The sequence below is a fragment of the Pseudomonas sp. RIT-PI-q genome, from assembly GCF_001297125.1.
Taxonomy (GTDB): Bacteria; Pseudomonadota; Gammaproteobacteria; order Pseudomonadales; family Pseudomonadaceae; genus Aquipseudomonas.
Genome location: NZ_LHPC01000025.1, coordinates 188,167 through 213,126, shown reverse-complemented (window position 1 = coordinate 213,126; position 24,960 = coordinate 188,167). Strand labels below are relative to the sequence as shown.

Below are 24,960 nucleotides of genomic sequence, written 5' to 3'. Positions count from 1 at the left end.
GTCAAAATGAGAACCGGACGGTCGTCTCGGGGTCTACCGACCGATATACTCGCTATCTTGCGACAGCTTGCAAGGGTTGCTGTGCGAAGACGTTGCTGGCGCTACCAGTCGATTTCGCAGAGTTTCCCTTTAGGCGCCTTACGAAAAACGTGACGAACGTAGTATGTTCGGGGCTGAATCGTTTTTCTTTGAGACGGCTATTCACCTTGAAGTACCAATGAAGAGTCACGGGTCAGAGGCACCCCCGGCATGATAGAGCTCGAACAAGAAGATCCAATCCCGCAAGGCGACCTGGCCCTGCAAATCACCGCCCTTCCCCGCGAAACCAACGGTTTTGGCGATATTTTCGGCGGTTGGCTGGTAGCGCAGATGGATTTGGCCGGCACCGCCATGGCCAGCAAGGTCGCGGGGGGTCGCGTGGCGACTGTTGCGATTGACCGCATGGCGTTCCTGGTTCCGGTTGCGGTGGGCGCCCAGCTCTCCTTCTATACCCAGGCGCTGGAAATCGGGCGCAGCTCGATCCAGATGATGGTCGAGGTCTGGAGCGACGATCCGCTGTCCAGCGAATGGCGCAAAGTGACTGAAGCGGTGTTTGTGTTCGTCGCCATCGACGGCAGCGGTCGCACTCGCTCGGTTCCGCCACGCGCGCGTTAAACACTGCGTCCGTTTCGCGGTCCATTGCAGTCATTGTTCCCGATCGAGAGCTGTCCCATGAGCACGCCCAACGTTGAAGCCGTAAAACTGGATGAACTGAACTGCTGGCGTATTCGCCACGGCCAGGCCGAATTGCTGGTCGCCCAGCAAGGCGCGCACATCCTCAGTTATCAATTGGCCGGCCAACCGCCGCTGATCTGGCTCAACGACGAGGCCGTGTTCAAGACCGGCAAAAGCATCCGCGCGGGTGTGCCCGTGTGCTGGCCGTGGTTTGGCAATTTTTCGCGCAACCCGCAGAGCGTTCAAGCGATGCGCGTCAGCAACGAACCGCCGACCGCTCACGGACTGGTACGGGCAATGGACTGGGAGCTGGTAGGTATCGAAGCCGAGGGCGAAAGCCTGAAAGTGGCATTTGTGCTGCCCTACCCCGAAGGCGGCTTGCCAGGCTGGCCGCATCAGGTGGATTTGAAGCTGAGCATTCGTCTGGATGAGCAACTGCACATCAGCCTGACCAGCCACAACCGAGGCCCGGACAACGTCACCATCAGCCAGGCGCTGCACAGCTATTTCGCCGTCAGCGATGTGCGCAACGTGCATGTCGAGGGGCTGGATGGCTTGCGCTATATCGAGACGCTGGACGACTGGAACACCGTCACCCAGGCCGGCGATCTGCGCTTTACCGGCGAAACCGACCGCATCTACCTCGATACCCCGGCGACGCTGAGCATTGTCGACCCGGCTTGGGAACGGCGCGTCGAGCTGACCAGCAGCGGTTCGCGTTCGGCAGTGATCTGGAACCCGTGGATTGACCGCGCCGCAGTGTTCAGCGACATGGCCGACGACGGCTGGCAGCGCATGCTGTGCATCGAAACGGCGAATGTGATGGATGACGTGGTGACATTGGCGCCGGGTGCCAGCCATACCCTTGGCGTGAGCATCGGTAGCGCACCTCTATAAGCAACACCATAAACCACTGTGGGAGCGGGCTTGCCCGCGATGGCTGCTTCACATCCAATATAGACACCGGATGTTATGGCCTCATCGCGGGCAAGCCCGCTCCCACATTTGATCTTTGCCAGCCAGCTACAGATCGGACTCTTTCACCACCCGCACTTTCGCCGCATCCAGCGCATACGCCGCATCGGCCAGGTCGTTGTTGACCTTCTCGATCTTCAGCTTGCCGGTCACCCACAGCGGCGTGTAGATATCATCCAGCTTCAAGCCTTTCGGATAACGCACCAGCACCAACTGGTTAGGCGGCGGCGGTGGCACGTGAATGCAGGCGCCCGGATAAGGCACGAGGAAGAACAATGTGCTGCGGCCCTTGGCGTCGGATTCCAGCGGCACCGGATAACCGCCGATGCGGATGTTCTTGTCGTTCATCGACGGTACGGTTTTGGTCGAGTACATCACCGCAGGCAAGCCTTTGCTCTGCTTCATGCCACCCTTTTCGGTAAAGGTGCCATTGCCTTCGGGGGAGTTGTGGTCGATTTCGGGCATGGCCTCGAGGGCTTTCTGGTCCGACTTGGGCATCAGCTCGAGCCAGTCGGTTTCCGGCAGTTCGCCGGCATGGGCAAGGCCCGTACCCAGTAAAAGAAAGGTCAACAGAAGACGGCGCATTGAGGTGCTCGGTAAGGAAAGACGATAAGTCGCCGAGCATTCTAGCCCTCCCCGCACGTTTGGCAGAGAGGGCTTTGTCGCTTTGAATCAGTTCTTTCTGATCAAGCCGTAGATCACCAGCAACACCACCGCGCCGACCAGCGCACCGATGAAGCCTGCGCCTTGACCGGCCTGGTAGATGCCCAGGGCCTGGCCGCCGTAGGTAGCCGCCAGCGAACCGCCGATACCGAGCAGGATGGTCATGATCCAGCCCATGCTGTCATCGCCCGGTTTCAGGACCCGAGCCAGCAGGCCGACGATCAAGCCGATAAAGATGGTTCCGATAATTCCCATGGCATTTCCCTCTGGTTAAGTGGCTATGCGAAAGACTAGTCAGACTTTCGCATACTGCCATGAGAGAACGGCGGCCCTTGAATGGTTCCGCCGCTGCCACATGAAACTGTTTATTCGGCGATAAGCGCTTCGACCTTGAGGATCTGCGCGGCCAGTGTCTCGCGGTCTGCGCAACGCAGGTTGGCGTGACCGACCTTGCGGCCGACCTTGAACGCCTTGCCATAGTGATGCAGATGGCAATCGGCAATGGCCAGGACTTTCTCGGTCTCCGGCACTTTGCCGATGAAGTTCAGCATCGCGCTTTCGCCGACCTTGGCAGTCGAACCCAGCGGCAGACCGGCAACGGCCCGCAGGTGGTTTTCGAACTGGCTGCACTCGGCGCCTTCGGTGGTCCAGTGACCGGAGTTGTGCACGCGCGGGGCGATTTCGTTGGCCTTGAGGCCACCGTCGACTTCAAAGAACTCGAACGCCATCACGCCCACATAATTCAGCTGCTTGAGCACACGGCTGGAATAGTCTTCTGCCAAGGCTTGCAACGGGTGGTCGGTGCTGGCCACGGACAGCTTGAGGATGCCGCTGTCGTGGGTGTTGTGAACCAGCGGATAGAACCTGGTTTCGCCGTCGCGAGCACGCACGGCAATCAGCGAAACTTCGCCGGTGAACGGCACGAAGCCTTCCAGCAGGCAAGCCACGCTACCCAGTTCCGCGAAGGTGCCGACCACGTCTTCAGCAGTGCGCAGGACTTTCTGGCCCTTGCCGTCGTAACCCAGGGTGCGGGTTTTCAGCACGGCCGGCAGCCCGATGGAAGCCACGGCAGCATCCAGATCGGCTTGCGACTGGATGTCGGCGAACGCCGGGGTGGGAATCCCCAGGTCCTTGAACATGCTCTTCTCGAACCAGCGATCGCGAGCGATGCGCAGGGCTTCGGCACTCGGGTAGACCGGGACGAATTGCGAGAGGAACGCCACGGTTTCGGCCGGGACGCTTTCGAACTCGAAGGTCACCAGATCGACTTCATCGGCCAGCTGACGCAGGTGGTCCTGATCGCCGTAATCGGCCCGCAGGTGTTCGCCCAGCGCGGCTGCGCAAGCATCCGGCGCCGGGTCCAGGAAAGCGAAGTTCATGCCCAGCGGAGTGCCCGCCAGCGCCAACATGCGACCCAACTGGCCGCCACCGATTACACCGATCTTCATCGTCAACAACCTCAGGCGATGCGTGGGTCTGGATTTTCCAGGACGCTGTCTGTCTGCTCAGCACGGAAAGTTTTCAGCACCGCGTGGAACTGCGGGTGCTTGGCGCCCAGGATGCTCGCCGAGAGCAGGGCAGCATTGATCGCGCCGGCCTTGCCGATGGCCAGGGTCGCAACCGGAATGCCCGCCGGCATCTGCACTATAGATAGCAGCGAATCGACGCCCGAAAGCATCGAAGACTGTACCGGTACGCCCAGCACCGGCAGGTGGGTTTTGGCCGCACACATGCCTGGCAAATGGGCCGCGCCACCGGCACCGGCGATGATCACCTCGATGCCACGCGCCTCGGCTTCTTCAGCGTACTGGAACAGCAGGTCCGGGGTGCGGTGGGCAGAGACCACTTTCACCTCGTAAGGAATGCCGAGCTTTTCCAGCATATCGGCGGTGTGGCTAAGGGTGGACCAATCGGACTTGGAGCCCATGATCACGCCAACCAGTGCACTCATCGTCGTGCCTCTTCTCTCTGGGCGCCCGCAGGCGCGTCAAAAAACAACAAGCCACGCAAAATGCGTGGCTTGATTGTACGAATTATGGCCGGGCGAACCGGCCGAAGGCCGCGCAGTATACCGCAATGTGGCAGATAAACAGCCCCCGTTACGACCATCTGTCCTATGGCGCAAAGTGCCGGTTTTATTGACCTCAGAGTCAGTCAACTACACACAAATCTCCTGTGGGAGCTGGCTTGCCTGCGATGGCGTCGGTCCAGCGAACATTGATGTTGCCTGACACTCCGCTATCGCAGGCAAGCCAGCTCCCACATTTGATCTTCAGCAATCTCAGGAACCGGTTGTACCATGAGCCGCGCCACCTTCGAGTTTGCGCCAAAGCAACCGCACGTTGGCCTTGCGCACCAGCGCGCAGCGGTACAGGCGAATCTCCAGCGGCACATGCCATTGCGGGCCACCGCAGACCACCAGTTCACCGCGCGCCAGTTCGGCACGCACGCTCAACTGCGGCACCCAGGCAATCCCCAGCCCTTCCAGCGCCATGCTTTTCAGGCTGTCGGCCATGGCAGTTTCGTAGATGGTGGTGAAACGCAGCGCCCGTTGGCGCAGAAGCATGTTCACCGAACGCCCGAGGAACGCCCCGGCGCTGTAGGCCAACAGCGGCACGCTGGCTTCGCCTTCCAGATCGAACAGCGGCTTGCCATCGGCATCGGCGGCGCAGACCGGCAGCATCTCGGTCTGGCCCAGGTGCAGCGAGGGGAAAATCTCGGGGTCCATCTGCATCGCTGCGTCCGGGTCGTAGAACGCCAGCATCAGGTCGCAGCCGCCTTCACGCAGCGCATGCACCGCATCGCCAACGTTAGTCGCGACCAGTCGGGTGGCGATGTTCAAGCCTTCGTTGCGCAACTGCGCGATCCAGCGCGGGAAGAAACCCAGGGCCAGCGAGTGAGCGGCGGCGACCTGCATCACCTCGCCCTGCCCGCCTTCCAGATGATGAAGATGGCGCAGCACTTCACCGAGCTGCTCAACAACCGTCCGCGCGGTGACCAGAAACAATTGCCCCGCCGCCGTCAGCTCGATTGGCGTGCGCGAACGATTGACCAATTGCAGCCCCAATGCGGCTTCCAGGCTGCGGATCCGCCGGCTGAACGCCGGCTGAGTCACGAAGCGTCGTTCCGCAGCCTGGGAGAAGCTGCGGGTGGCGGCCAGGGCGCTGAAGTCCTCGAGCCATTTACTTTCCAGATTCATCACGTCCTCCCGGACACGCACCAATTTAGGTCACACGCTCGCCGCCAACGCGGCGTCACACGGGCATTATGCCGAATGTGCATAGGCTAGTGTTTAACAGCATTGGCTCTAAATTCTCCACAAGCCTAGCATTTGCAGTGTTCCGGCACAGACCGGGTCCATATCGAGATGATTTCTATCATGTCCTCCGCTGCATCTTTCCGCACAGAAAAAGACCTGCTTGGCGTACTAGAAGTACCTGCTCAAGCGTATTACGGCATCCAGACCCTGCGAGCGGTGAACAACTTCCGTCTCTCCGGCGTTCCGATTTCGCATTACCCGAAGCTGGTTGTCGGTCTGGCCATGGTCAAACAGGCCGCCGCTGACGCCAACCGCGAGCTGGGTCACCTGAGCGAAGCCAAGCACGCTGCCATCAGCGAAGCCTGTGCACGTCTGATCCGCGGCGATTTCCACGAAGAGTTCGTGGTTGACATGATTCAAGGCGGCGCTGGCACTTCAACCAACATGAATGCCAACGAAGTCATCGCCAACATCGCGCTGGAGGCCATGGGTCACCAGAAGGGCGAATACCAATACCTGCACCCGAACAACGACGTGAACATGGCGCAGTCGACCAACGACGCTTACCCGACGGCGATCCGCCTGGGTCTGCTGTTGGGTCACGACGCCCTGCTGGCCAGCCTCGACAGCCTGATCCAGTCGTTCGCCGCCAAAGGTGAAGAATTCAGCCACGTCCTGAAGATGGGCCGTACCCAGCTGCAAGACGCCGTGCCGATGACCCTGGGCCAGGAATTCCGCGCCTTCGCCACCACGCTGGGTGAAGACCTGGCACGCCTGAAGACCCTGGCGCCTGAGCTGCTGACCGAAGTGAACCTGGGCGGCACCGCGATCGGCACCGGCATCAACGCCGACCCGCGCTACCAGCACCTGGCCGTTCAGCGCCTGGCACTGATCAGCGGTCAACCACTGGTTCCAGCGGCCGACCTGATCGAAGCCACCTCCGACATGGGCGCCTTCGTGCTGTTCTCCGGCATGCTCAAGCGCACTGCGGTCAAGCTGTCGAAGATCTGCAACGACCTGCGTTTGCTGTCCAGCGGCCCACGCACCGGCATCAACGAAATCAACCTGCCAGCGCGTCAGCCAGGCAGCTCGATCATGCCCGGCAAGGTCAACCCGGTTATCCCGGAAGCGGTCAACCAGGTGGCGTTCCAGATCATCGGTAACGACCTGGCGCTGACCATCGCGGCCGAAGGCGGCCAGCTGCAATTGAACGTGATGGAGCCGCTGATCGCGTTCAAGATCTTCGACTCGATCCGCCTGTTGCAACGCGCCATGGACATGCTGCGCGAACACTGCATCGTCGGTATCACCGCCAACGAAGAGCGCTGCCGCGAACTGGTCGAACACTCGATCGGCCTGGTCACCGCGCTGAACCCGTACATCGGCTATGAAAACGCCACCCGCATCGCCCGTATCGCCCTTGAAAGCGGCCGCGGCGTGCTGGAACTGGTGCGCGAAGAAGGCTTGCTCGACGACGCCATGCTCGCCGACATCCTGCGCCCGGAAAACATGATTGCTCCGCGTCTGGTTCCGCTTAAAGCCTGATCCGACGCGTTACGTGTAGCACCGCTCACCAGGTCGAGGGACTAGACACCTCTCACCTTTTGAGGGCTTGGGGATTTATTCCCCAGGCCCTTTTTTTTAAGCCGATTTTGGTGTGTTCGTGCTGGCCTCTTCGCTGGCAAGCCAGCGCCTACAGGGGAACGCAGCATGTGTGGACGCCCACCAACCACCGTAGGAGCTGGCTTGCCAGCGAAGAGGCCCTGAACAACAACCCAAAAACCCCTCGTTTCGGCGCGTGCACCACAACCGTGCAGACGGACGGCACACTCATAGGTATAGTGCCGCCCCTCTTCGCGTAAGCGGTCGTCGGTAACGAGGCCCAAACCCATGCGAAACCCGAACTAATAACAAACCCGCGATATGAAACCGGGACGAATCTTCGCCTCACCTGTTGTGCCGCGCGCAAACCGGTGTAACGCGATGTTTCTCTCCGGCCAACATTTGCCTACACAAAAAACAGCGAGGAATACTCCATGCTCGAAGTCATTAACGACTTCCTCTCAGGGAAAGTACTGATCGTGCTCATTGTCGGGCTCGGTAGCTACTTCACGATCCGCTCGCGTTTCGTTCAATTGCGTCACTTCTTCCACATGTTCGCGGTGTTCCGCGACAGCCTCAAAAGCAGCGCCGGTCAACTCAGTTCATTCCAGGCCCTGATGCTCAGCCTCGCCGGCCGCGTGGGTGCAGGCAACATCGCCGGTGTCGGTATTGCCGTGACACTCGGTGGCCCAGGCGCCGTGTTCTGGATGTGGGTGACCGCACTGGTCGGCATGTCCAGCAGCTTCTTTGAATGCTCCCTCGGCCAACTCTACAAGCGCACTGACTCCGATGGCACGTTCCGTGGCGGCCCGTCCTATTACATCCAGCACGGCCTGCAAAAACGCTGGTTGGGCATGATCATGGCGTTCCTGTTGCTGGTGACCTTCGGGTTCGCCTTCAACGGCCTGCAATCCCACGCCGTAACTCACTCGCTGAACAACGCGTTCGGCCTCGACACCACCTGGACCGGCCTGGCCCTGGCGGTGTTGCTCGGCCTGGTGTTCATCGGCGGGATCAAGCGCATCGCCAAGGTCGCCGACCTGTTGGTGCCGGTGAAAACCCTGGTGTACATCGGCGTGACGATCTACGTGATCGTGCTGCAATTCGACCACGTTCCGGCCATGCTGATGACCATCGTCAAAAGCGCGTTTGGTCTGGACCAGGCGTTCGGTGGCTTGATCGGCAGTGCCATCGTCATGGGCGTGAAGCGTGGCGTGTTCGCCAACGAAGCGGGTTTGGGCAGTGCGCCTAACGTAGCAGCGGTCGCGTCGGTCGAGCACCCGGTGGCACAAGGTGTGGTGCAGGCGTTCAGCGTGTTCCTCGACACCTTCGTGATCTGCACCTGCACCGCGTTGCTGATTTTGCTCTCGGGCTTCTACACCCCGGGCTTCGAAGGCGACGGCATTGCCCTGACCCAAAACTCCCTGGCCGCGGTGGTCGGTGACTGGGGCCGCATGTTCATTTCCGTGGCGCTGGCGTTGTTCGTGTTCACCTCGATCCTCTACAACTACTACCTGGGCGAGAGCAACCTGCGCTTTTTGATCGGTGAAAACCGCAAGGCGCTGATCGGCTACCGCGCGCTGGTCCTGGTGTTGATCTTCTGGGGTGCGATCGAAAACCTCGGCACCGTGTTCGCCTTCGCCGACATCACCATGACCCTGCTGGCGTTCGTGAACCTGATCGCGCTGTTCCTGCTGTTCAAGGTCGGCATGCGCATCCTGCGTGACTACGATGACCAGCGTGCTGCCGGGATCAAGACGCCGGTGTTCGATTCGAGCAAATTCCCGGACCTGGACCTGGACTTGAAAGCCTGGCCAGCCAACCCGCCAGCCGCCGCCCCCAAGGCTGAAGCTGAGCCGCAAGGCGTACCCGCAGCGCAACGCTGATCGGTAAACGACGGGTGCACAACCTGTGGGAGCCAGCCTGCTGGCGATGACGGACTGTCAGATGACACATTAGTGTCTAACATACCGCTATCGCGAGCAGGCTCGCTCCCACCTGTCATCTCTTGCGGAGACTTCCCCATGGTTCCCAATTCCTTTCCTGCCGCCCAGCACGTCATGGTGCTCTACACCGGTGGCACCATCGGCATGCAAGCCAGCGCCCATGGCCTGGCCCCGGCGTCCGGCTTCGAATTGCGGATGCGCGAGTATCTGCACAGCCAACCTGACCTCGTGGTCCCGCAGTGGCGCTTTCGCGAGATGTCGCCGCTGATCGACAGCGCCAACATGACCCCGACTTATTGGCAGCAACTGCGCGAAGCCGTGGTCGACGCGGTAGATGTCCAAGGCTGCGACAGCGTGCTGATCCTGCACGGCACCGACACCCTGGCCTACAGCGCGGCGGCCATGAGCTTTCAACTGCTCGGCCTGCATGCCCGCGTGGTGTTCACAGGCTCCATGCTGCCGGCCGGCGTGACCGACAGCGATGCCTGGGAAAACCTCAGCGGCGCGCTGGTTGCGCTGGGCCAAGGCCTGGCACCGGGCGTGCACTTGTACTTCCACGGCGAACGGCTGGACCCGACCCGATGCGCGAAAGTGCGCAGTTTTGGGCGCCATCCGTTCAAGCGACTGGAGCGTCAGGGTGGCGGCGTGAAAGCGGCTTCGTTGCCGGCGCAGTTGAATTACAACCAGGGCAAGCAACTGGCGAAGGTCGCGGTGCTTCCGCTGTTCCCAGGCATCGACGCCAGGATTCTGGATGGCCTGCTCGACAGCGGCATTCAAGGTTTGGTGCTCGAGTGCTACGGCAGCGGCACCGGGCCGAGCGACAACCCTGAATTCCTCGCCAGCCTTGGCCGTGCGCGGGACAACGGTGTGGTGGTGGTCGCGGTTACGCAATGCCATGAAGGTGGCGTTGAGCTGGATGTGTATGAGGCTGGCAGCCGTTTGCGTGGCGTCGGCGTGTTGTCCGGTGGCGGCATGACGCGTGAGGCAGCGTTCGGCAAGCTGCACGCGCTGCTGGGCGCCGGGCTCGAAACCGCTGAAGTGCGGCGCCTGGTAGAACTCAACCTCTGCGGCGAACTCAGCTGACACCACACCGACCCTGTAGGAGCGAGGCTTGCCCGCGAAGCTTTTAGCGTTAGCAAGGACGCCTTCGCGGGCAAGCCTCGCTCCTACAGAAGATCTCCACGCGGCATGTAACTTGCTGCTGTTCCAGCATCCCATGGCTGGAAACTCCCCATGCTCCACTCCCATCTCACCACGCTGAATGCAGTTTCGCTGGTGCTCAATGTCTTCAAGGCCGAAGGGCTTTCAAGTGAAGAGTTATTGGCTGGCAGCGGCATCAGCGCGGCGGATCTGAGCCGGGCGGACACACGCATCACCACCAATCAGGAAATGCAGGTCTGCGCCAACGCCGTCGCCCTCAAGCGCGATATCGGCCTGGAACTAGGCCGGCGGATGCACGTTTCGTCCTACGGCATGCTCGGGTATGCGCTGCTCACCAGTGCCACCTTCGGTGACGCGTTACGCCTGGCGATTCGTTATCCGGCGCTGCTGGGAACACTTTTTGAGCTGAGCCTGGAAGAAGATGACGAGCGCATCTGGTTCGTCGCCGCCGATTACCGGGAGAACCCGGCGCTGGCGGTATTCAACGCCGAGTTCTGCCTGGTGTCGCTGAAAGTCATCTGCGACGACCTCCTCGGCCATCCGCTACCGTTGCTGGCCGCACGCTTCGAACATGCCGCCCCCGATTATGAAGCGACTTACGCCGAACACTTCAATGGCCCGCTGCACTTCGACGCGCGGGACAACGCGTTTGCGTTCGACAAGCGCTGGCTTGATCAACCGTTGCCATTGGCCGATGTCATCACCCATCAAGCCATGGCCGAACGCTGCCGCAAGCAAAACACGGAATTCACCGGGCGCCAGGCGTGGCTGGGGCGGATTCGCCACCTGCTCAGCGCGCAGCTGAACGCGGCGCCTGGCCTGGAAGGCTTGGCCGAGCAGATGAACTGTTCGGCGCGGACGTTACGCCGACACCTCAAGGACCTTGGCTGCAGCTATCAGGAATTGCTCGATGAGTTGCGCTTCGAGCAGGCCAAACACCTGCTGTGCGAGGATCAACTGCCGATCCACCAGATTGCCGAAGCGTTGGGGTTTAGCGAGACCGCGAGTTTCCGCCATGCGTTTGTGCGCTGGAGTGGCGTGGCACCCAGCCAGTTCCGCCCCCACTGACAATCCCTGTGGGAGCGGGCTTGCCCGCGAAGGCGCCAGTACATTCGGCACATCTCCATTGGCCGGAACGCCGCTTTCGCGGGCAAGCCCGCTCCCACAAGGTCGGCATTCCACGCCCCGCCAGAGGGCATACCTGCGCCAATAAGGGGCGAATTTCGGTCAACTATTTTGGCCATATCTATCCCCTTTTGGCCTTTCCTGCCGTTCTCCCAAACCCCGTCCGCCGCAAGACTGTGTTCAACCGAATCAGCCTGCGGAGAACAAGAAATGCTGACGATCTACTCGGACGATCATCACCTGCACCACGGCCGTTGTGAATTGATGGACGGGCAACTGATGCCCTGCTTCGAAATGCCTTCGCGTGCCGACCATGTTCTGCAACGCGTGCAGTACCGCGACCTCGGTCCGGTCGAAGCGCCACAGGATTTCGGCCTTGATCCGATCGCGCGTATCCATAGCCGCGACTACCTCGATTTCTTCAAAGGCGCCTGGGCGCGCTGGACCGAATTCAACACCGACGGCGACTTGCTGCCCTACACCTGGCCCGCCCGCACCCTGCGCCGAATCATGCCCACCAGCCTGCACGGCCAGCTCGGCTATTACAGCTTCGACGGCGGCGCACCAATCACCGCCGGCACGTGGCAAGCGGCGTACAGCGCGGCGCAAGTGGCGTTGACCGCACAAGCGGTGATCCAGCGCGGCGCGCGCAGTGCCTTCGCCTTGTGCCGACCACCGGGACACCATGCCGCCAGCGATTTGATGGGCGGTTATTGCTACCTCAACAACGCGGCCATCGCCGCTCAGGCGTTCCTCGATCAGGGCCACAAAAAGGTCGCGATCCTCGACGTCGATTACCACCACGGCAACGGCACCCAATCGATTTTCTACGAGCGCAGCGACGTGCTGTTCACCTCGATCCACGGCCACCCGGAAGCCGAGTTCCCGTTCTTCCTCGGCTACGAAGATGAGCTCGGCGAAGGCGCGGGCGAAGGCTTCAACTTCAACTACCCTCTGCCCGCCGGCAGCGGCTGGGACAGCTGGAGCGCCGCGCTGGAACAGGCCTGCAAAGAGATCGAAAACTACGGCGCAGACATCGTCGTCGTGTCCTTGGGCGTCGACACGTTCAAGGACGATCCGATCTCCCAGTTCAAGCTCGACAGCCCGGATTACCTGGCCATGGGCGCACGCATCGCGGGCCTCGACAAACCGACGCTGTTCGTGATGGAAGGCGGCTACGCGGTAGAAGAAATCGGCATCAATGCCGTGAACGTTCTCGAAGGTTTTGAAAGCGCCCAATGAGGAATTAGAACAATGAACAGACTCAAGCGTTTTATCGCTCCAGCACTGTGCGCCACGGTGCTCAGTGGTGCCGCTCACGCTGAAGAGCGAACGTTGCGCGTCTACAACTGGTTCGACTACATCACCCCCAAAGCCCTGGAAGACTTCAAGACCCAGAACACCCAGACCAAACTGGTCTACGACATTTTCGACACCAACGAAGCACTGGAAGCGAAGCTGCTGACCGGCAACTCCGGTTACGACGTGGTGGTGCCGTCCAACGTGTTCCTGGCCAAACAGATCGAGGCCGGCGTGTTCCAGCCGTTGGACCGCAGCAAACTGCCGAACTGGAACCACCTCGATCCGAAGCTGATGAAGCTGATCGAAGCCAACGACCCCGGCAACAAATTCGCCGTGCCGTACATGTACGGCACCATCCTGATCGGCTTCAACCCGGACAAGGTCAAAGCCGCACTGGGCGCCGATGCGCCAGTCGATAGCTGGGACCTGATCTTCAAGGAAGAGAACATCAGCAAGCTCAAGCAGTGCGGCGTGGCGCTGCTCGACTCGCCGTCGGAGATTCTGCCGCTGGCCCTGCAACACCTCGGCCTCGACCCCAACAGCAAAAAGCCTGCGGACTACGACAAGGCCGAAGCGCTGTTGATGAAGATTCGTCCGTACGTCACCTACTTCCATTCCTCCAAGTACATGGCTGACATTGCCAACGGTGACATCTGCGTCGCGGTCGGTTATTCCGGCAGCTTCTCCCAGGCCGCCAACCGCGCCAAGGAAGCCAAGAACGGCGTGATCGTCGACATGCGCCTGCCGAAAGAAGGCGCACCGATCTGGTTCGACATGCTCTCGATCCCCAAAGGCGCAAAAAACCCGGAAGACGCCTACACCTTCATCAACTACTTGCTGCAGCCACAGGTGATCGCGCCGGTCAGCGATTTCGTCGGCTACCCGAACCCGAACAAGGACGCCACGGAAATGGTCGACCCGGCGATCCGCAACAACCCGAACCTGTACCCGACCGACACGGCCATGGCCACGCTTTATACGCTGCAACCGTTGCCGCGTGATGCCGAACGGGCGCGGACCCGGGCCTGGACCAAAATCAAATCCGGAACCTGAAACAACGACTGAAACCGAAGACCCGCGCACTCGCGGGTCTTTTTTTGCCTGCACTATTTATCTACCGCCAATCGCCACGGCCTGAGCACTACCTTGCACTGATTCTCTCAAACGTCAGCCAAGGATATGGCCATGCCCGAAACCTCCACGCCCAGCTCAGTTGATGTACTCACTCAACTGATCACCGGCCCGTCGCTCACCGAAGTTGCCTCCAATGCCTTGCGCCCCGTCCTCGCATCGCTGTACCCACGACTGGACATCAACCCGTCCCTGACCGTGATCGCGACACCGACCTGGGTGATCAACGACAAAAACATCGAGGCCGGTCCCTGCGAGTTCGAACCCCTCACCGATGTGCTGGTTCGTCTCGCGTTGTCCGGCGCCACGGTGGCCTACATCGATGGCGAACACTTCCTCACCGAACAACCCGGCGTCGAACCGCCAACCCAGCTCCCGGTAGAGATCGAGGCGATCGGTGCCCGCCTCAACCAGCTCGCCCCGTTGCTGTTCACCGCTTACCAGGAACAGCAGATCGACTACTGGAACGATTCCACCAACGCCTCACAACCGCGTTGGCACCAACTCTCGCAAACCTTGCAGCAGCTCTGGAACGTCAGCGACCACAACGGCTGGGACGCAGACCAGCGGGCCATGGCGCACGCCGTGTTCAATGCTCCGGACAAGGCGCAGCGATTGCTCTCCGACCCCTACAAGACGCGCGCCTGCCTGATCGACCTCGACATCGGTGACGGCGCCGCTCGTAAACACCTGAACATCCTCGACACGGCGGTATTGATTGGCACACTCGGTCAGCGCACGCTGATTCTCACGCACTCGATCACCGACGGTTATCAGCATTTTGATTCATTCGATGAGCTCGGCCGGTCGCTGCGCTGGTCAGTGGAAGGCGCGATAACGGCGATCAACGTGCGCTGGCGCCTGTTCGAACCCGAGGGCAACTTCTTCGATCATCAGGCGTGCACGCTGATTGCGCTGGAAGCTCAGGCGATAGGCGCCATCGATTACTTTCAGCGCCCGGACGACTCGATTTTCCTTTCGCGACTCGCTGCGACCAACAGGCAGCAGCCACTGGCCGGGAGCCCAACAGCCCAATACACGCACATGGAACATTCGTTGCCGCAGTGGCTGGAAAACGCCGCGCCCGCCGACCAGAGCCGTTACAGCCGTCATTTACTGGACCTGGTCGCGGTGCAGCAGCAAAACGCCGGAAAAACCTTTCAAGGCGAAATTCCCGGCATCAAGGCATTCACGCTGGAGGAGCTGCAAAAGAAAATCAGCCAGGCGCCGGCACATGGCTTCAACCTGCAAGAGGTTGAAATCACTGTCGCCAGCGTGGTGGTCTGGGGCACGTTCGTGCCGCCCGAGCATGAAGCCACCCAGACCCTTTCCCTGGTCGAACTGGCGTTGCAAAACCTGGTGGCGCTGCCACTGGGGAATAAGTCGGTTCGGTATCGGGATAACACGGCGGTGCCGCAATGGATGACCCCGGCGTACCTGGAGAACCTGGTGACCGCAGTCAATATCGGTGAAACCTATCCGGCGCTGCTGCAAAACCGGCTGGTCGACGACCGTCAACAAGCCTCACGCCTGCAACAGCTCTACTGCCGCCAACTGCCCATCGAATTGCCGTTGCTGGCTTTGCAACAGAAGATCCGTGGCGAGGCCGGTATCGATGAGCAGGGCTATCGTTATGTGGTGGCGGCGCTGGCAGCTGAGCCCGTGGCCCGACAGGTCGATGAGCAGGACATCGTGATTCGCCCGCTCGCGTTCATCACCGGCAATCACACCACCGGTGTTGCCGACGAAGTGGTCAACATGTTCGTGATCGGCCCACGCACTGCGGACGCGGGTCCGTGCCTGCTCTATAGGCCACTGCTCGATCCGCCATTGCTGCAATACCCTTCGCCAGCCAACCTGTTGTACGCCATCAAACACTCAAGGACATTGCGCCAGTCGATACTCGCCTGGTTGCCGGACGGTGTGCGCTTCAACTACTCGCAATACGTGTTTCCCGGTGCACTGCCTTCGGTATGGACCGTGCCGCAATTGCTGGTCGACCCCTCACTGTCTCCGGACTCGACCGGCCTGGTATCACTGGGCAGCCGCGCGATTGAAAATGACCTGCTGCCCACCTTGTTCAACGCCAATGCCGAGGCATTGATCACCCAGGCGAATCGCCAATCGGTGTCCAACGCCGAGGCACGTTGGGCGTCCCTCAAACGCGGCGGTTGGGCGCTGTTCAACGTGGCACTGCCGTTTCTGGGACGCAGCGTGGGTACGGCGGCGTGGATCTGGCAGATCATGGATGACCTGCAAGAAGTGGCAGACGCCGAGGAGCAACAGCAACAACCCTGGACGCCACTGACAGACATCTTGTTGACGCTCGCCATGGTGCTCGCCCACCGAGCGGCGGTGCGTATAAAACCGCAAAGGACGTTGCCCGCCATTGCCACCGAGAAGCCGCTATCGACCACGCAAATCACCGAGCCAGCCAGTATCGGCGCAACCCGTTTACCGGACATCGCCGAACATGAACTGCCGCGCAGCCATCAACTGTCGTTGCACGACTTCGGCGTACTGGAGCGATCGCGACCGGGGCTGGGCGACGTGCTCGACAGCCTGAAAGTCAGCGAACCTGCAGGACTCGTCCTGTCGCACGCCGAGGGTCCGCACCAACACCTGAGTGGTGTCGGGAATAAATGGTATGCCCGGGTTGGCACGCGCTGGTTCGAGGTTGAGCTCAACGACAATGACGACGTGCAGATCATCGACTCACGCCAACAACCGCCGCGATACGGGCCATTGCTGATCAATGGTGCCCGTGGCGAATGGTTTGTCGATCTGCGCTTGCGTCTGCGCGGTGGCGGCCTGAAAAGTCGGCGCAAGCAATTGCAACAGCAGAACGAAGCGCTGTTGCGCCAAAAGAAGCAAGACATCGCGACGTTCGATGCCGGACTGCAAGGCAAGCGCCTGCAACTGGTCAACGTGCGGCGCGCCATGTTGGAAGCCACGTCGGAGACGGCTGCCAGCGCACGCCAGCAATTTCTCGACACCCTCGAACTACAGGTGCAGGAGTACAGCGGCCACCTCGAAGACCTGAAGGCGCTGAACCTCCTCGAAGCGGTGCCCAATTATCGCATCGCGATGCTCGACCGGATTTCCTTGCAGCTGTTCTTGATGCAGTCCTGGGTGGACGAGCGTTACCCGGAATTTCGCGAGAGTCTGCGGATCACCCTGGAGTTGCTCGACAAGATGGACAACGAGGTTGCCACTGACCACGCCGGGGCTTTTGAAAAAATGACCGATTTGACCCAGGGCATCATCGACAAAATCGAGTTCGCGCAAACCCGCTTTGCGGAGCTCAGCCTGCTGGGTCGGGAAGCCGCCGAGGTCAGCCGTCAATACCAGGCCAAACTTCCACCGTTCTCGCTGCAGGATTTGAAGCTGCTGCAAATCACCCTGGGCCAGGAACTGTGTCTGAAGGCTGAGCCTGGAGAGTTCCGTGAACAGGCGCGGGAGGCGCTGGAAAGCCTGATCGAGGATGCCTCGCTGAACATTCAGAGCGCGTTGGACCTGAGCGCGGATGAAAGCCTGAATCAGCTGGGTGAACGCGTCGAGGCGCTGAACAATCTGGTGGAACAGTTCGACGTGATCGACCAGCGATTCCTCGATCTTGTCGCGGAGTTTGCGCAGTACCTGAACAGCGAACGTCTTGAGCAGGTGCGCCAGCGCGTGGCCGAATTCCACCAGGTCGCTGTGCAACAGCTGTCGACTCTGCTGCGCGACCAACGCCTCGTAGAGCCGGTCGCCGGCCCCCCAAAAGCGCCGGCTACGCCCGCCAGGAAAATCATCAAGACCCGTTACAAGGGCACGCTTGTCGGTCAGCCACGCCGCAGTGATGGCGGGCAGGAAGGCGATCTGGTCGACGTGGTGGCGCCGCTGACGGGCAAGGTGATCGCGACCTTTCACGAAAAATCGCCGGGGGTCTGGCTTGAAAGGGTCCCGGCAAAACCGCCCGCCCCGCCCAAGGCAAAACCCGATCTGCCGAAAAGCCTCACTGCCGGCCAGGCGCTGCTCGATGAGTTGCCGGCGTTCAATCAGCGCACTCAGGCACACATCCGTCGGGCGCAACGTAATCCCACGGAAATCGAGGAGATCTACTACCTGCACGCCAATCGCCTGCGTGAGGCCATGGCCAGGATCGATCAGGCCCTGACCGTCGGTAACCACACGGAGAGCAAGAGCGCATCGGCTACAACCCTGCGCCAGCAACTCGACAATGAAGCGACTGCGCTTTATGCCAAGGGCCGCGCGACCCGAATCGACATGACCAAACAGCAGGCCCCGACAGCAGCGCGGGTAGAGTGGCTGGTCGGCAAAGGTGAGGTGACGATTGGAAGAGCCACCGAACGCCGCCGGCTCAAAGGCCCGCGCAAGGACTATTTGACGGAGTATGAAATTCTCGACAAGCCCTCCAGAAAGGTCCTGTGGTATGCGCATTTTCACTATGACAACGCTAACGATCCGCGGGAGTCATTCACGGCTGCGCATCTGAAAACCGTCCATCAACGCAGGCTTGGCGGTGCTTTTGACTGGCGCGAAAGCGGTAGCAATCAGGAGTTGATCGAGATCCACCGTAGCGGTATCAGCCGTGCACAGGCCACTGCGCTGTTTTTCTCCTGAGCCTGTAGGAGCGAGCTTGCTCGCGAAGAACGTCAATGATGGCGCGTTTTAACAGGATAAACGCGGTGCCTGTGGGTCCATCGCGAGCGAGCTCGCTCCTACAGGGGGCAGTGTTTTTCAGGTGTTGCACAGGGGGCACCGCGGCAAGGATGCCGCGGTAGCCGCCGTTACCGCAGAAACGGATATGCCCCGCCCAATTTTTCCAGACCTATACATATCTACCACCTGAGCCCACCGGCGCCTGGGTACTTTGGATCACGGACGGCAACTGCCGCCACGCCCATCCCCAACCGGTTCCGAACTCATGAGCGAAACAATCCCAACGCCCACCGCACCCTTGTTGCTGAACAAAAGCCGCCTGGTAGAACTGACCAGTGACGGTCCAACCCTGCACGACGCCGCTGCTCAGCTTTTACGCCAGGCCCTGAAAAAGACCTTCCCCGATCAGCAGATCGACCCCGACAACGCCATGCTGATGTCCCCAATATGGCGCCAACAAGGTGAAGAACTCATCACCCACAGCAGCCATTTCGAATCGCTGACCCACGCGTTGGCGCGTCAGGCCTTCACCCAGGAGTTCGCCAACTACATCGAAGGCGAACACTTTCTGACCCTCACGCCCCGCTCCCCCGAACCGATCCATCTGCCCATCAGCATGGACGCCATCACCACCCTGCTGAACGAGCACGCGCCGATGCTGTTCAAGGGATTCGAACAGAGCCAGCTGGATTACTGGAACGAAACCACGGAAAAACAACCGCGCTGGCAAGTCCTCTCCGACACCCTGAAAGACGCCCTGAACGTCCAGTCCGTGAATGGCTGGGACGCGCATGAATGCACCCTGGCGCGACTGATTTCGCAACACCCCGACAAGGCATTACGCCCGACCTCCGACAGCGGTCTGACGAACATTCGCGCCTGCCTGCTGGACCTCGATCTTGCCTTTGAATTGGCAGAAGCCAATAGAACCCGACACCTGATGCTGTCCGGTGCACTGGTTTTGACCGCGACACTGGGCAGCCGCGAGTTGATCGTGATGTACACCCTCTCCAATGGCTACGAAACATTTAGTTCGATGGCGCAACTGGGGGCCGTCCTCCCCGCACGGATCGACATCGATCTGAGCGGCCAGAGCCTGAAGTGGCGGCTCTACGAACCCGAGGGTAACATTTTCGACGCCCTGGTCTGGGCCTTGGTAGGTTGCCAGCTCGACTCCATCGATGCGCTCGGCCCGGCCAGTCGCTCGCCCCTGGGCGGATTGATTTCCAGGCAGGCGGCAAGCGCCACGCTCACCGTCGCCGACAAGGCGCGCGTCGAACAGCTGGATAGCGCGATCCCCGAGTGGCTATTGGCGAGCTCACTTGACGATATCCAGACCTACAGCAGCTACCTGACGGATTTGGGAAGCCTCAGGGGTGAAGCCAACAGTGACGTCTTCAACGTCAGCGAAATCCCCCTCATCCATGCTTACGCCCAGCAGAAAATCTGCGCTGCGATTATCACGGACAGGCCCGGCGAAGACGCGACGACGCTGCGACTGGATGACATCCGGATCACCATTACCCACAGTTTCGAAGCCGGCAGTTTCACCCTGCCCGACCCGCACAACCGCAGCGTCGAGACCCTCGCCGAATTCGCCCTGCAAAACACCCGCCCCTACAGCGCGACGGTCGCCTATGCCGACGGCACAGCCGCGCCAGACTGGATAACCGTCTCGTTCCTGTTGCGCATGGCCAACCAAGTGAACGTCGGTGAAATCTATCCGCAGCTGATCAAGCGCACACTCATCGACGACCCGGTGCAGGCCCGGCGCCACAAGATCCGATACTGTCGTCAGCTGCCGATTCTCCTGCCGCTGCTGGCGCTGGAGTGCAAACTCCAGCGTCGGGGCGATGTCGATGAGCAGGGTTACCGTCGGGTGCGCCAGCTGATGGAATCGATCGAAAAAAAATCACCCACCCGCGAATGGCCAGTGCAAATCCGTCCACTGGCATTCATGCCTCGCTACCGACTTGGCAACACACCAGACACCGTCGCCAACACGTACATCATCGGCCCGCGCGAGGGCCAACACGGCCCGTGTCTGCTCTATCAACCGCTGCTGGATCAACCGCTGCGCCAGTTCCCTTCCGAGCAAAACATGCTGTACGCGTTTTATCAGCCGGGCGAACTGCGTGATTCGATACTGGCCTGGCTGCCCGACCGGGCGTTGAGTTTCGACTATGCCCAGTATGTATTTTCCAGCGGCATCCCTTCGCCCTGGACCATTACCGAACTGGCCTTCGAGCCCTTTATCCACCTCGACCTGAGCGCGTCCATCGAGTTGGCGAACACGCCGCTGGACGGCGACATTCTCGCGACCCTGTTCACGCACAACAGCCAGGCCATGGCCGAGCTCGCCGACCGCCAATCCACGTCCAATGCCGAGCGTCGCTGGACGTTGCTGGCGGACAGCGGCTGGGCCATGTTCAGTGTGGCGGCGAACTTCCTCAGCGGCTCGGCGGGCACCGCGGGCTGGGTCTGGCAAAGCATCAATCAGATTCAACAAGCCCTGGACGCCAATGAACGTGGTAACACCGCCGTGCAATGGTCCTCGATCGGCGATGTGTTGCTGACCCTGGGCATCCTGCTGACCCAAAGGGTCGCGACACGGCGCATCTGGCTGTCTAGTCCCTTCCACGAAAGCGCTGTGGCGAAAGGCCTGCTCAAGGAAGAGCCGCCATTCATTGCTCCACCGCCTACAAAGGCTCCGATCGTCACCCATGAAACAACGCCATTAAGCGCCGAACTGCCCACGACTCATCTCTCGACCCTGGCACCCGCGACACTGGGCCGTATCAATGCGGGGGCGCAATTTTCCCAGCAGATCAATCGATTCCAAGTACCCGCCCCGAATCTGCCAGAGGGCGCTAGCCCCAACGCCAATCACCTCCACGAACTCGAGGGAAAGCTGTACGCCAAGGTCGGTGAGCGCTGGTTTCAGGTCAGCGCCGAAGTGGACGAACCGGTCTTCATCGTGGACCCGAATGATCCCTCGCGGTCCGGTTTCGGTGTGAAGTACGACGACGGCGAACATCGCTGGCACTGGGATTTAAAGCTGCGCTTACGTGGTGGTGGGCCGACCGGCAGGATCGAAGCCCTGCGGCGTGAGAAGGCCAGGAAAAAGGACGACGCGTGGGCGGCATTGCATCGGTTTATTGAACTGGAAACCACTCGAAAAGCCAGCCTGGACGAAGCCTTGAAACCCCTGGATAGCACTGACCCGTTAACCACGATGTCCGAGGAAGCCATCGCCACTTACATTGCAAAATCCGATGAGCTTGCCAATGGCTACGGTCAGGCGCTGGACAATCTGGAAAAATGGCGCGAAGCCGGCGGCGCAGGCGTGTTTTATCAATCTCAACTGATGCGCTTGACCGTCGAACAGCATCGCTACCTGAGCGGCTGGATGCGCATGAAGTTACGCGAATACGCAAAGATCGTTGCGCCTCAATTCAGCCAGTCGGAACCTGCGGAAACAAGGACGCGTGCCGTGCAAATGGCGGCCGCACAAAAGGCCATCGCCGTGAGCGATGCAATGATCGACCGTCTCGGTCGGCTGCAGGCCTCACTGGACCGGTTAATGAGCCATACCGGGACCACGCGTAAAGTCGCCGACGACCTGCGAAGGTTACTGCCGTCATTCTCTCACTATGACTTTGAAGCCAATGAAATCGGCATGTCGACCGAGCTCTGCCTGCGTGAGGTGCCCGGCAGCGACGTGGGTCAGATACGCCAACGTGTCGTAGAGAGTTTCGACAATGCAGCCGACGCAGGTCACACACTGATCGAGCAGCGGACCAAACGACCTGCCAACAACCCGGCACTGAATATCGAGCAGCTCACCGCTCTGGTGGATCGTTTGGCAGACGCCGAACGACGTCTGCAGGATCTGTCGATCAATTCGCCCGATCAGCTGGAGCCAGTCCGGTTCAAGCGAGTTCAGGCGCTGGTGGGCAAATTTCATCAACTGGCGCGCAGCCGACTGCTCAAGTTGCTGCCGGAAACTGAAGAAACACCGGTCGCCGCGATGGCGAGACTCGAGCCGGTGCCCTCCACTTCACGCGCCATCGGCAAGGTGAGCAAATCCCGGCCACGGGTTGTGAAAGTGGAAAAGACGCCGTCGACCGAAACGGAGGTCAGAGACGCCGTGCCCATCGTCAAAATGGTCAACAGGCGCCCCGTGCAACCGACGACGTCGGACGACTCCAGCATCGTCGCTAACGGGCTCGACCTGAATAGCGAACTCGATGCATTTATCCAACGCACTCGCACCGACGCCCAGCGCCCTTCGCGCATTCCAGCGGACATGAAAGACCTGTTCGATCAACAGGCCACCCGCCTCGAACAGGCCGCCGAAGAAGTTGAGGCGGTATTGACCCGCAGGGGCGCTGAGTTTCCAGTGGCGAGCCTGACCTCAGAGTTACGCGAAGGCGCCGCGAGAGCCCGGCGTGAAGGCATCAGTGTCTACGGCGCCATGCTGATGGGACGAAAACCGAGGGAGACTTACCTGAAATGGCTGAGCGATAACGACCAGGTCGAGATCGTCAAAGATGTGCGCGGTCGCATCAAGACCCAACAGCGTAAGGACTACTTTCAGGAATACCGGATTCTCGACAAGACACGCCAGAACAAGGTGGTGTGGGTCGCGCACTTTCATTACGACCATCTGACCGACGCTGGCGATAAATCCACGGCCGCGCACCTGAAGTTGGCCGATGCGTATTTGCAGGAACTGCCGGCCACGACACGTCAGGAACTGAGCACCTTCGACGCGGTAGACAATGCACTGCGCAGGATCACTGATCCGGCGGTGCGGGATCTGTTTCTGGCACCCGAGCCGAACATAGCGCCTTGATCAGTCACACCAGACTTTACGCAATCGTGCCAGAGCCCCTTCGATCGCCGGCTCTGGCACGGCAGCAAATCCCAGCACCAGCCCGGCGCGCTGATCCAGCGGCGTCTGCGAGTCGGGCAACCAGTAGCTGCTTAAGCCATTGACTTCGACGCCGACGCTTTCGGCCTTCTCGATCAGCTCCCGCTCCCGGGCAACGCTGCTCACCGAGACCGTCAGGTGCAAACCGGCTGCGACACTTGGCAAGCTGCCTACGCCCTCGATGTTCGCCGGCCAATGGGCCAACAAACAATTGCGCCGACTCAACGCGGCACGGCGCATGCGCCGGATATGGCGCTGAAAATGCCCGGTGGCGATGAACTCGGCCATCACCGCCTGGGTACTCACTTCAGAATGGCGCACGTCGACCGCGCGGCGTTGTGCGAACGCGTCCACCAATCCCGGTGGCAGCACCAGATAACCGAGGCGCAATGCCGGAAACGCGACTTTGCCAAATGTCCCGACGTACAGAACCCGACCATGACGATCGAGTGCCGCCAACGGCGCCAGCGGTGCGCCGCTGTAACGGTACTCGCCGTCGTAATCGTCCTCGACGATCCAGCCTTCGCTGCGTTCGGCCCAGGCCAGCAACTCCAGGCGCCGCGCCAGGCTCATGACCACGCCCGTCGGGTACTGGTGCGACGGCGTCACGTAAGCCAGACGACAATCGCCGAGCCCCGCCAATTCGGTGCAGTCGATGCCTTCACTGTCCACCGCCACCCCGTGCAATCGCGCCCCGGCCACGGCGAACGCATGGCCGGCGGCCCGATACCCCGGATTTTCAATCGCCACGCCGTCGCCCGGCTCCACCAGCAGCTGTGCACAAAGGCTAATCCCCTGCTGCGCGCCACTGGTGATCACTATTTGCTCAGCCGTGCATTGCATGCCCCGCGAACTGCGCAAGTACGCGGCAATCAATCCGCGTAAGCGAGCGTCACCCGCCGGGTCGCCGTAACACAGCTGCTGCAAATCCGGTTTGCGCCAGAACGCCGCATTCAGCTTGGCCCAAACCTCGAAAGGAAACAGGTCGAACGCTGGAACACCGACCCGAAATGCCCGAGGCGGACCACTCGGTGGCGTCGGCAAATGGTTCTTTTCAACCCGCGCCAACGCACCGCTGTGGATAACTTTACTGGATGAAACAACAGGTAAATCCAGCCAATTTGTGGATAAGGCTGTGGGTAACCCTGTTGACAACCCTGTGGATACTTTTGTGGATAGTTTTTTTACCGGCAACGCACGTTGCGGCAATTGCGCGACATAGGTCCCGTCGCCGACCCGCCCCTCGATGAAGCCTTCGGCATAGAGCTGGTCATAGGCACGGACCACGCTGTTGCGTGAAATAGCCAACGCCGCCGCCAGATCCCGACTGGCAGGTAACCGCGTGCCGCTGGCCAGTCGTCCGTCCAGCACCCGCACGCGTAACGCCTGGTACAGCTGACGACTCAGGCCCTGGCGGCGATCGAGTTCGATACCCGCCGGGTTGAACGACAGGGACAGCGGTTCGCTGGTCATGGCAATGG

The 24,960-nt window shown here is 60.7% G+C and carries 16 protein-coding genes; 10 read left to right on the top strand and 6 right to left on the bottom strand.

What is annotated here, in order from left to right; genetic code table 11:
- Window positions 1-249 precede the first annotated feature (249 nt).
- Together AEQ67_RS10645 and AEQ67_RS10640 are read left to right on the top strand one after the other, a co-directional pair.
- The gene (locus AEQ67_RS10645; protein ID WP_007896491.1) at window positions 250-654 is read left to right on the top strand and encodes an acyl-CoA thioesterase; all 405 of its coding nucleotides are present in this window, start codon (window positions 250-252) and stop codon (window positions 652-654) included.
- 57 nt (window positions 655-711) lie between these two features.
- Window positions 712-1,611 (top strand): D-hexose-6-phosphate mutarotase, encoded by a 900-nt coding sequence (locus tag AEQ67_RS10640; protein ID WP_059403827.1) that lies wholly within the window; start codon window positions 712-714, stop codon window positions 1,609-1,611.
- A 126-nt stretch (window positions 1,612-1,737) separates the two neighbouring features.
- Here AEQ67_RS10640 and AEQ67_RS10635 read toward each other — a convergent pair whose 3' ends face one another.
- The 5 genes from AEQ67_RS10635 to AEQ67_RS10615 form a co-directional block, all read right to left on the bottom strand.
- On the bottom strand, window positions 1,738-2,274 hold the full coding sequence (locus tag AEQ67_RS10635) for a DUF3299 domain-containing protein (RefSeq protein WP_059403826.1): 537 nt from the start codon (window positions 2,272-2,274) through the stop codon (window positions 1,738-1,740).
- Window positions 2,275-2,361: 87 nt separating this feature from the next.
- The gene (locus AEQ67_RS10630) at window positions 2,362-2,607 is read right to left on the bottom strand and encodes a GlsB/YeaQ/YmgE family stress response membrane protein (protein ID WP_059403825.1); all 246 of its coding nucleotides are present in this window, start codon (window positions 2,605-2,607) and stop codon (window positions 2,362-2,364) included.
- A gap of 110 nt (window positions 2,608-2,717) precedes the next feature.
- Entirely contained in the window at window positions 2,718-3,800 is a 1,083-nt protein-coding gene (locus tag AEQ67_RS10625) for a 5-(carboxyamino)imidazole ribonucleotide synthase (protein ID WP_059403824.1), read from the bottom strand.
- 11 nt (window positions 3,801-3,811) lie between these two features.
- Window positions 3,812-4,303, bottom strand: a complete 492-nt coding sequence (purE, locus tag AEQ67_RS10620) for a 5-(carboxyamino)imidazole ribonucleotide mutase (protein ID WP_017341565.1) — start codon at window positions 4,301-4,303, stop codon at window positions 3,812-3,814.
- A 330-nt stretch (window positions 4,304-4,633) separates the two neighbouring features.
- A complete protein-coding gene (locus tag AEQ67_RS10615; protein ID WP_059403823.1) occupies window positions 4,634-5,551 on the bottom strand; it encodes a LysR substrate-binding domain-containing protein in 918 nt (305 codons plus the stop codon).
- Between the two features lie 180 nt (window positions 5,552-5,731).
- Here AEQ67_RS10615 and aspA point away from each other — a divergent pair, with 180 nt between their 5' ends.
- The 8 genes from aspA (at window position 5,732) to AEQ67_RS10575 (ending at window position 23,401) form a co-directional block, all read left to right on the top strand.
- A complete protein-coding gene (gene aspA / locus AEQ67_RS10610) occupies window positions 5,732-7,156 on the top strand; it encodes an aspartate ammonia-lyase (RefSeq protein WP_059403822.1) in 1,425 nt (474 codons plus the stop codon).
- Window positions 7,157-7,647: 491 nt separating this feature from the next.
- The gene (locus AEQ67_RS10605; RefSeq protein ID WP_059403821.1) at window positions 7,648-9,099 is read left to right on the top strand and encodes an alanine/glycine:cation symporter family protein; all 1,452 of its coding nucleotides are present in this window, start codon (window positions 7,648-7,650) and stop codon (window positions 9,097-9,099) included.
- Between the two features lie 138 nt (window positions 9,100-9,237).
- A complete protein-coding gene (locus AEQ67_RS10600) occupies window positions 9,238-10,242 on the top strand; it encodes an asparaginase (protein ID WP_059403820.1) in 1,005 nt (334 codons plus the stop codon).
- 150 nt (window positions 10,243-10,392) lie between these two features.
- Window positions 10,393-11,388, top strand: a complete 996-nt coding sequence (locus AEQ67_RS10595; RefSeq protein WP_059403819.1) for an AraC family transcriptional regulator — start codon at window positions 10,393-10,395, stop codon at window positions 11,386-11,388.
- 267 nt (window positions 11,389-11,655) lie between these two features.
- On the top strand, window positions 11,656-12,687 hold the full coding sequence (locus AEQ67_RS10590; RefSeq protein WP_059403818.1) for a histone deacetylase family protein: 1,032 nt from the start codon (window positions 11,656-11,658) through the stop codon (window positions 12,685-12,687).
- 12 nt (window positions 12,688-12,699) lie between these two features.
- Window positions 12,700-13,800, top strand: coding sequence for a polyamine ABC transporter substrate-binding protein (locus AEQ67_RS10585; RefSeq protein ID WP_059403817.1), 1,101 nt, complete (start codon window positions 12,700-12,702; stop codon window positions 13,798-13,800).
- Window positions 13,801-13,932: 132 nt separating this feature from the next.
- Window positions 13,933-18,504, top strand: coding sequence for a dermonecrotic toxin domain-containing protein (locus tag AEQ67_RS10580; protein WP_059403816.1), 4,572 nt, complete (start codon window positions 13,933-13,935; stop codon window positions 18,502-18,504).
- Window positions 18,505-18,808: 304 nt separating this feature from the next.
- On the top strand, window positions 18,809-23,401 hold the full coding sequence (locus tag AEQ67_RS10575) for a dermonecrotic toxin domain-containing protein (RefSeq protein ID WP_059403815.1): 4,593 nt from the start codon (window positions 18,809-18,811) through the stop codon (window positions 23,399-23,401).
- Here the strand turns inward: AEQ67_RS10575 and pdxR are convergent, their stop codons facing one another.
- A complete protein-coding gene (gene pdxR / locus AEQ67_RS10570) occupies window positions 23,402-24,952 on the bottom strand; it encodes a MocR-like pyridoxine biosynthesis transcription factor PdxR (RefSeq protein ID WP_059403814.1) in 1,551 nt (516 codons plus the stop codon).
- Window positions 24,953-24,960 lie beyond the last annotated feature (8 nt).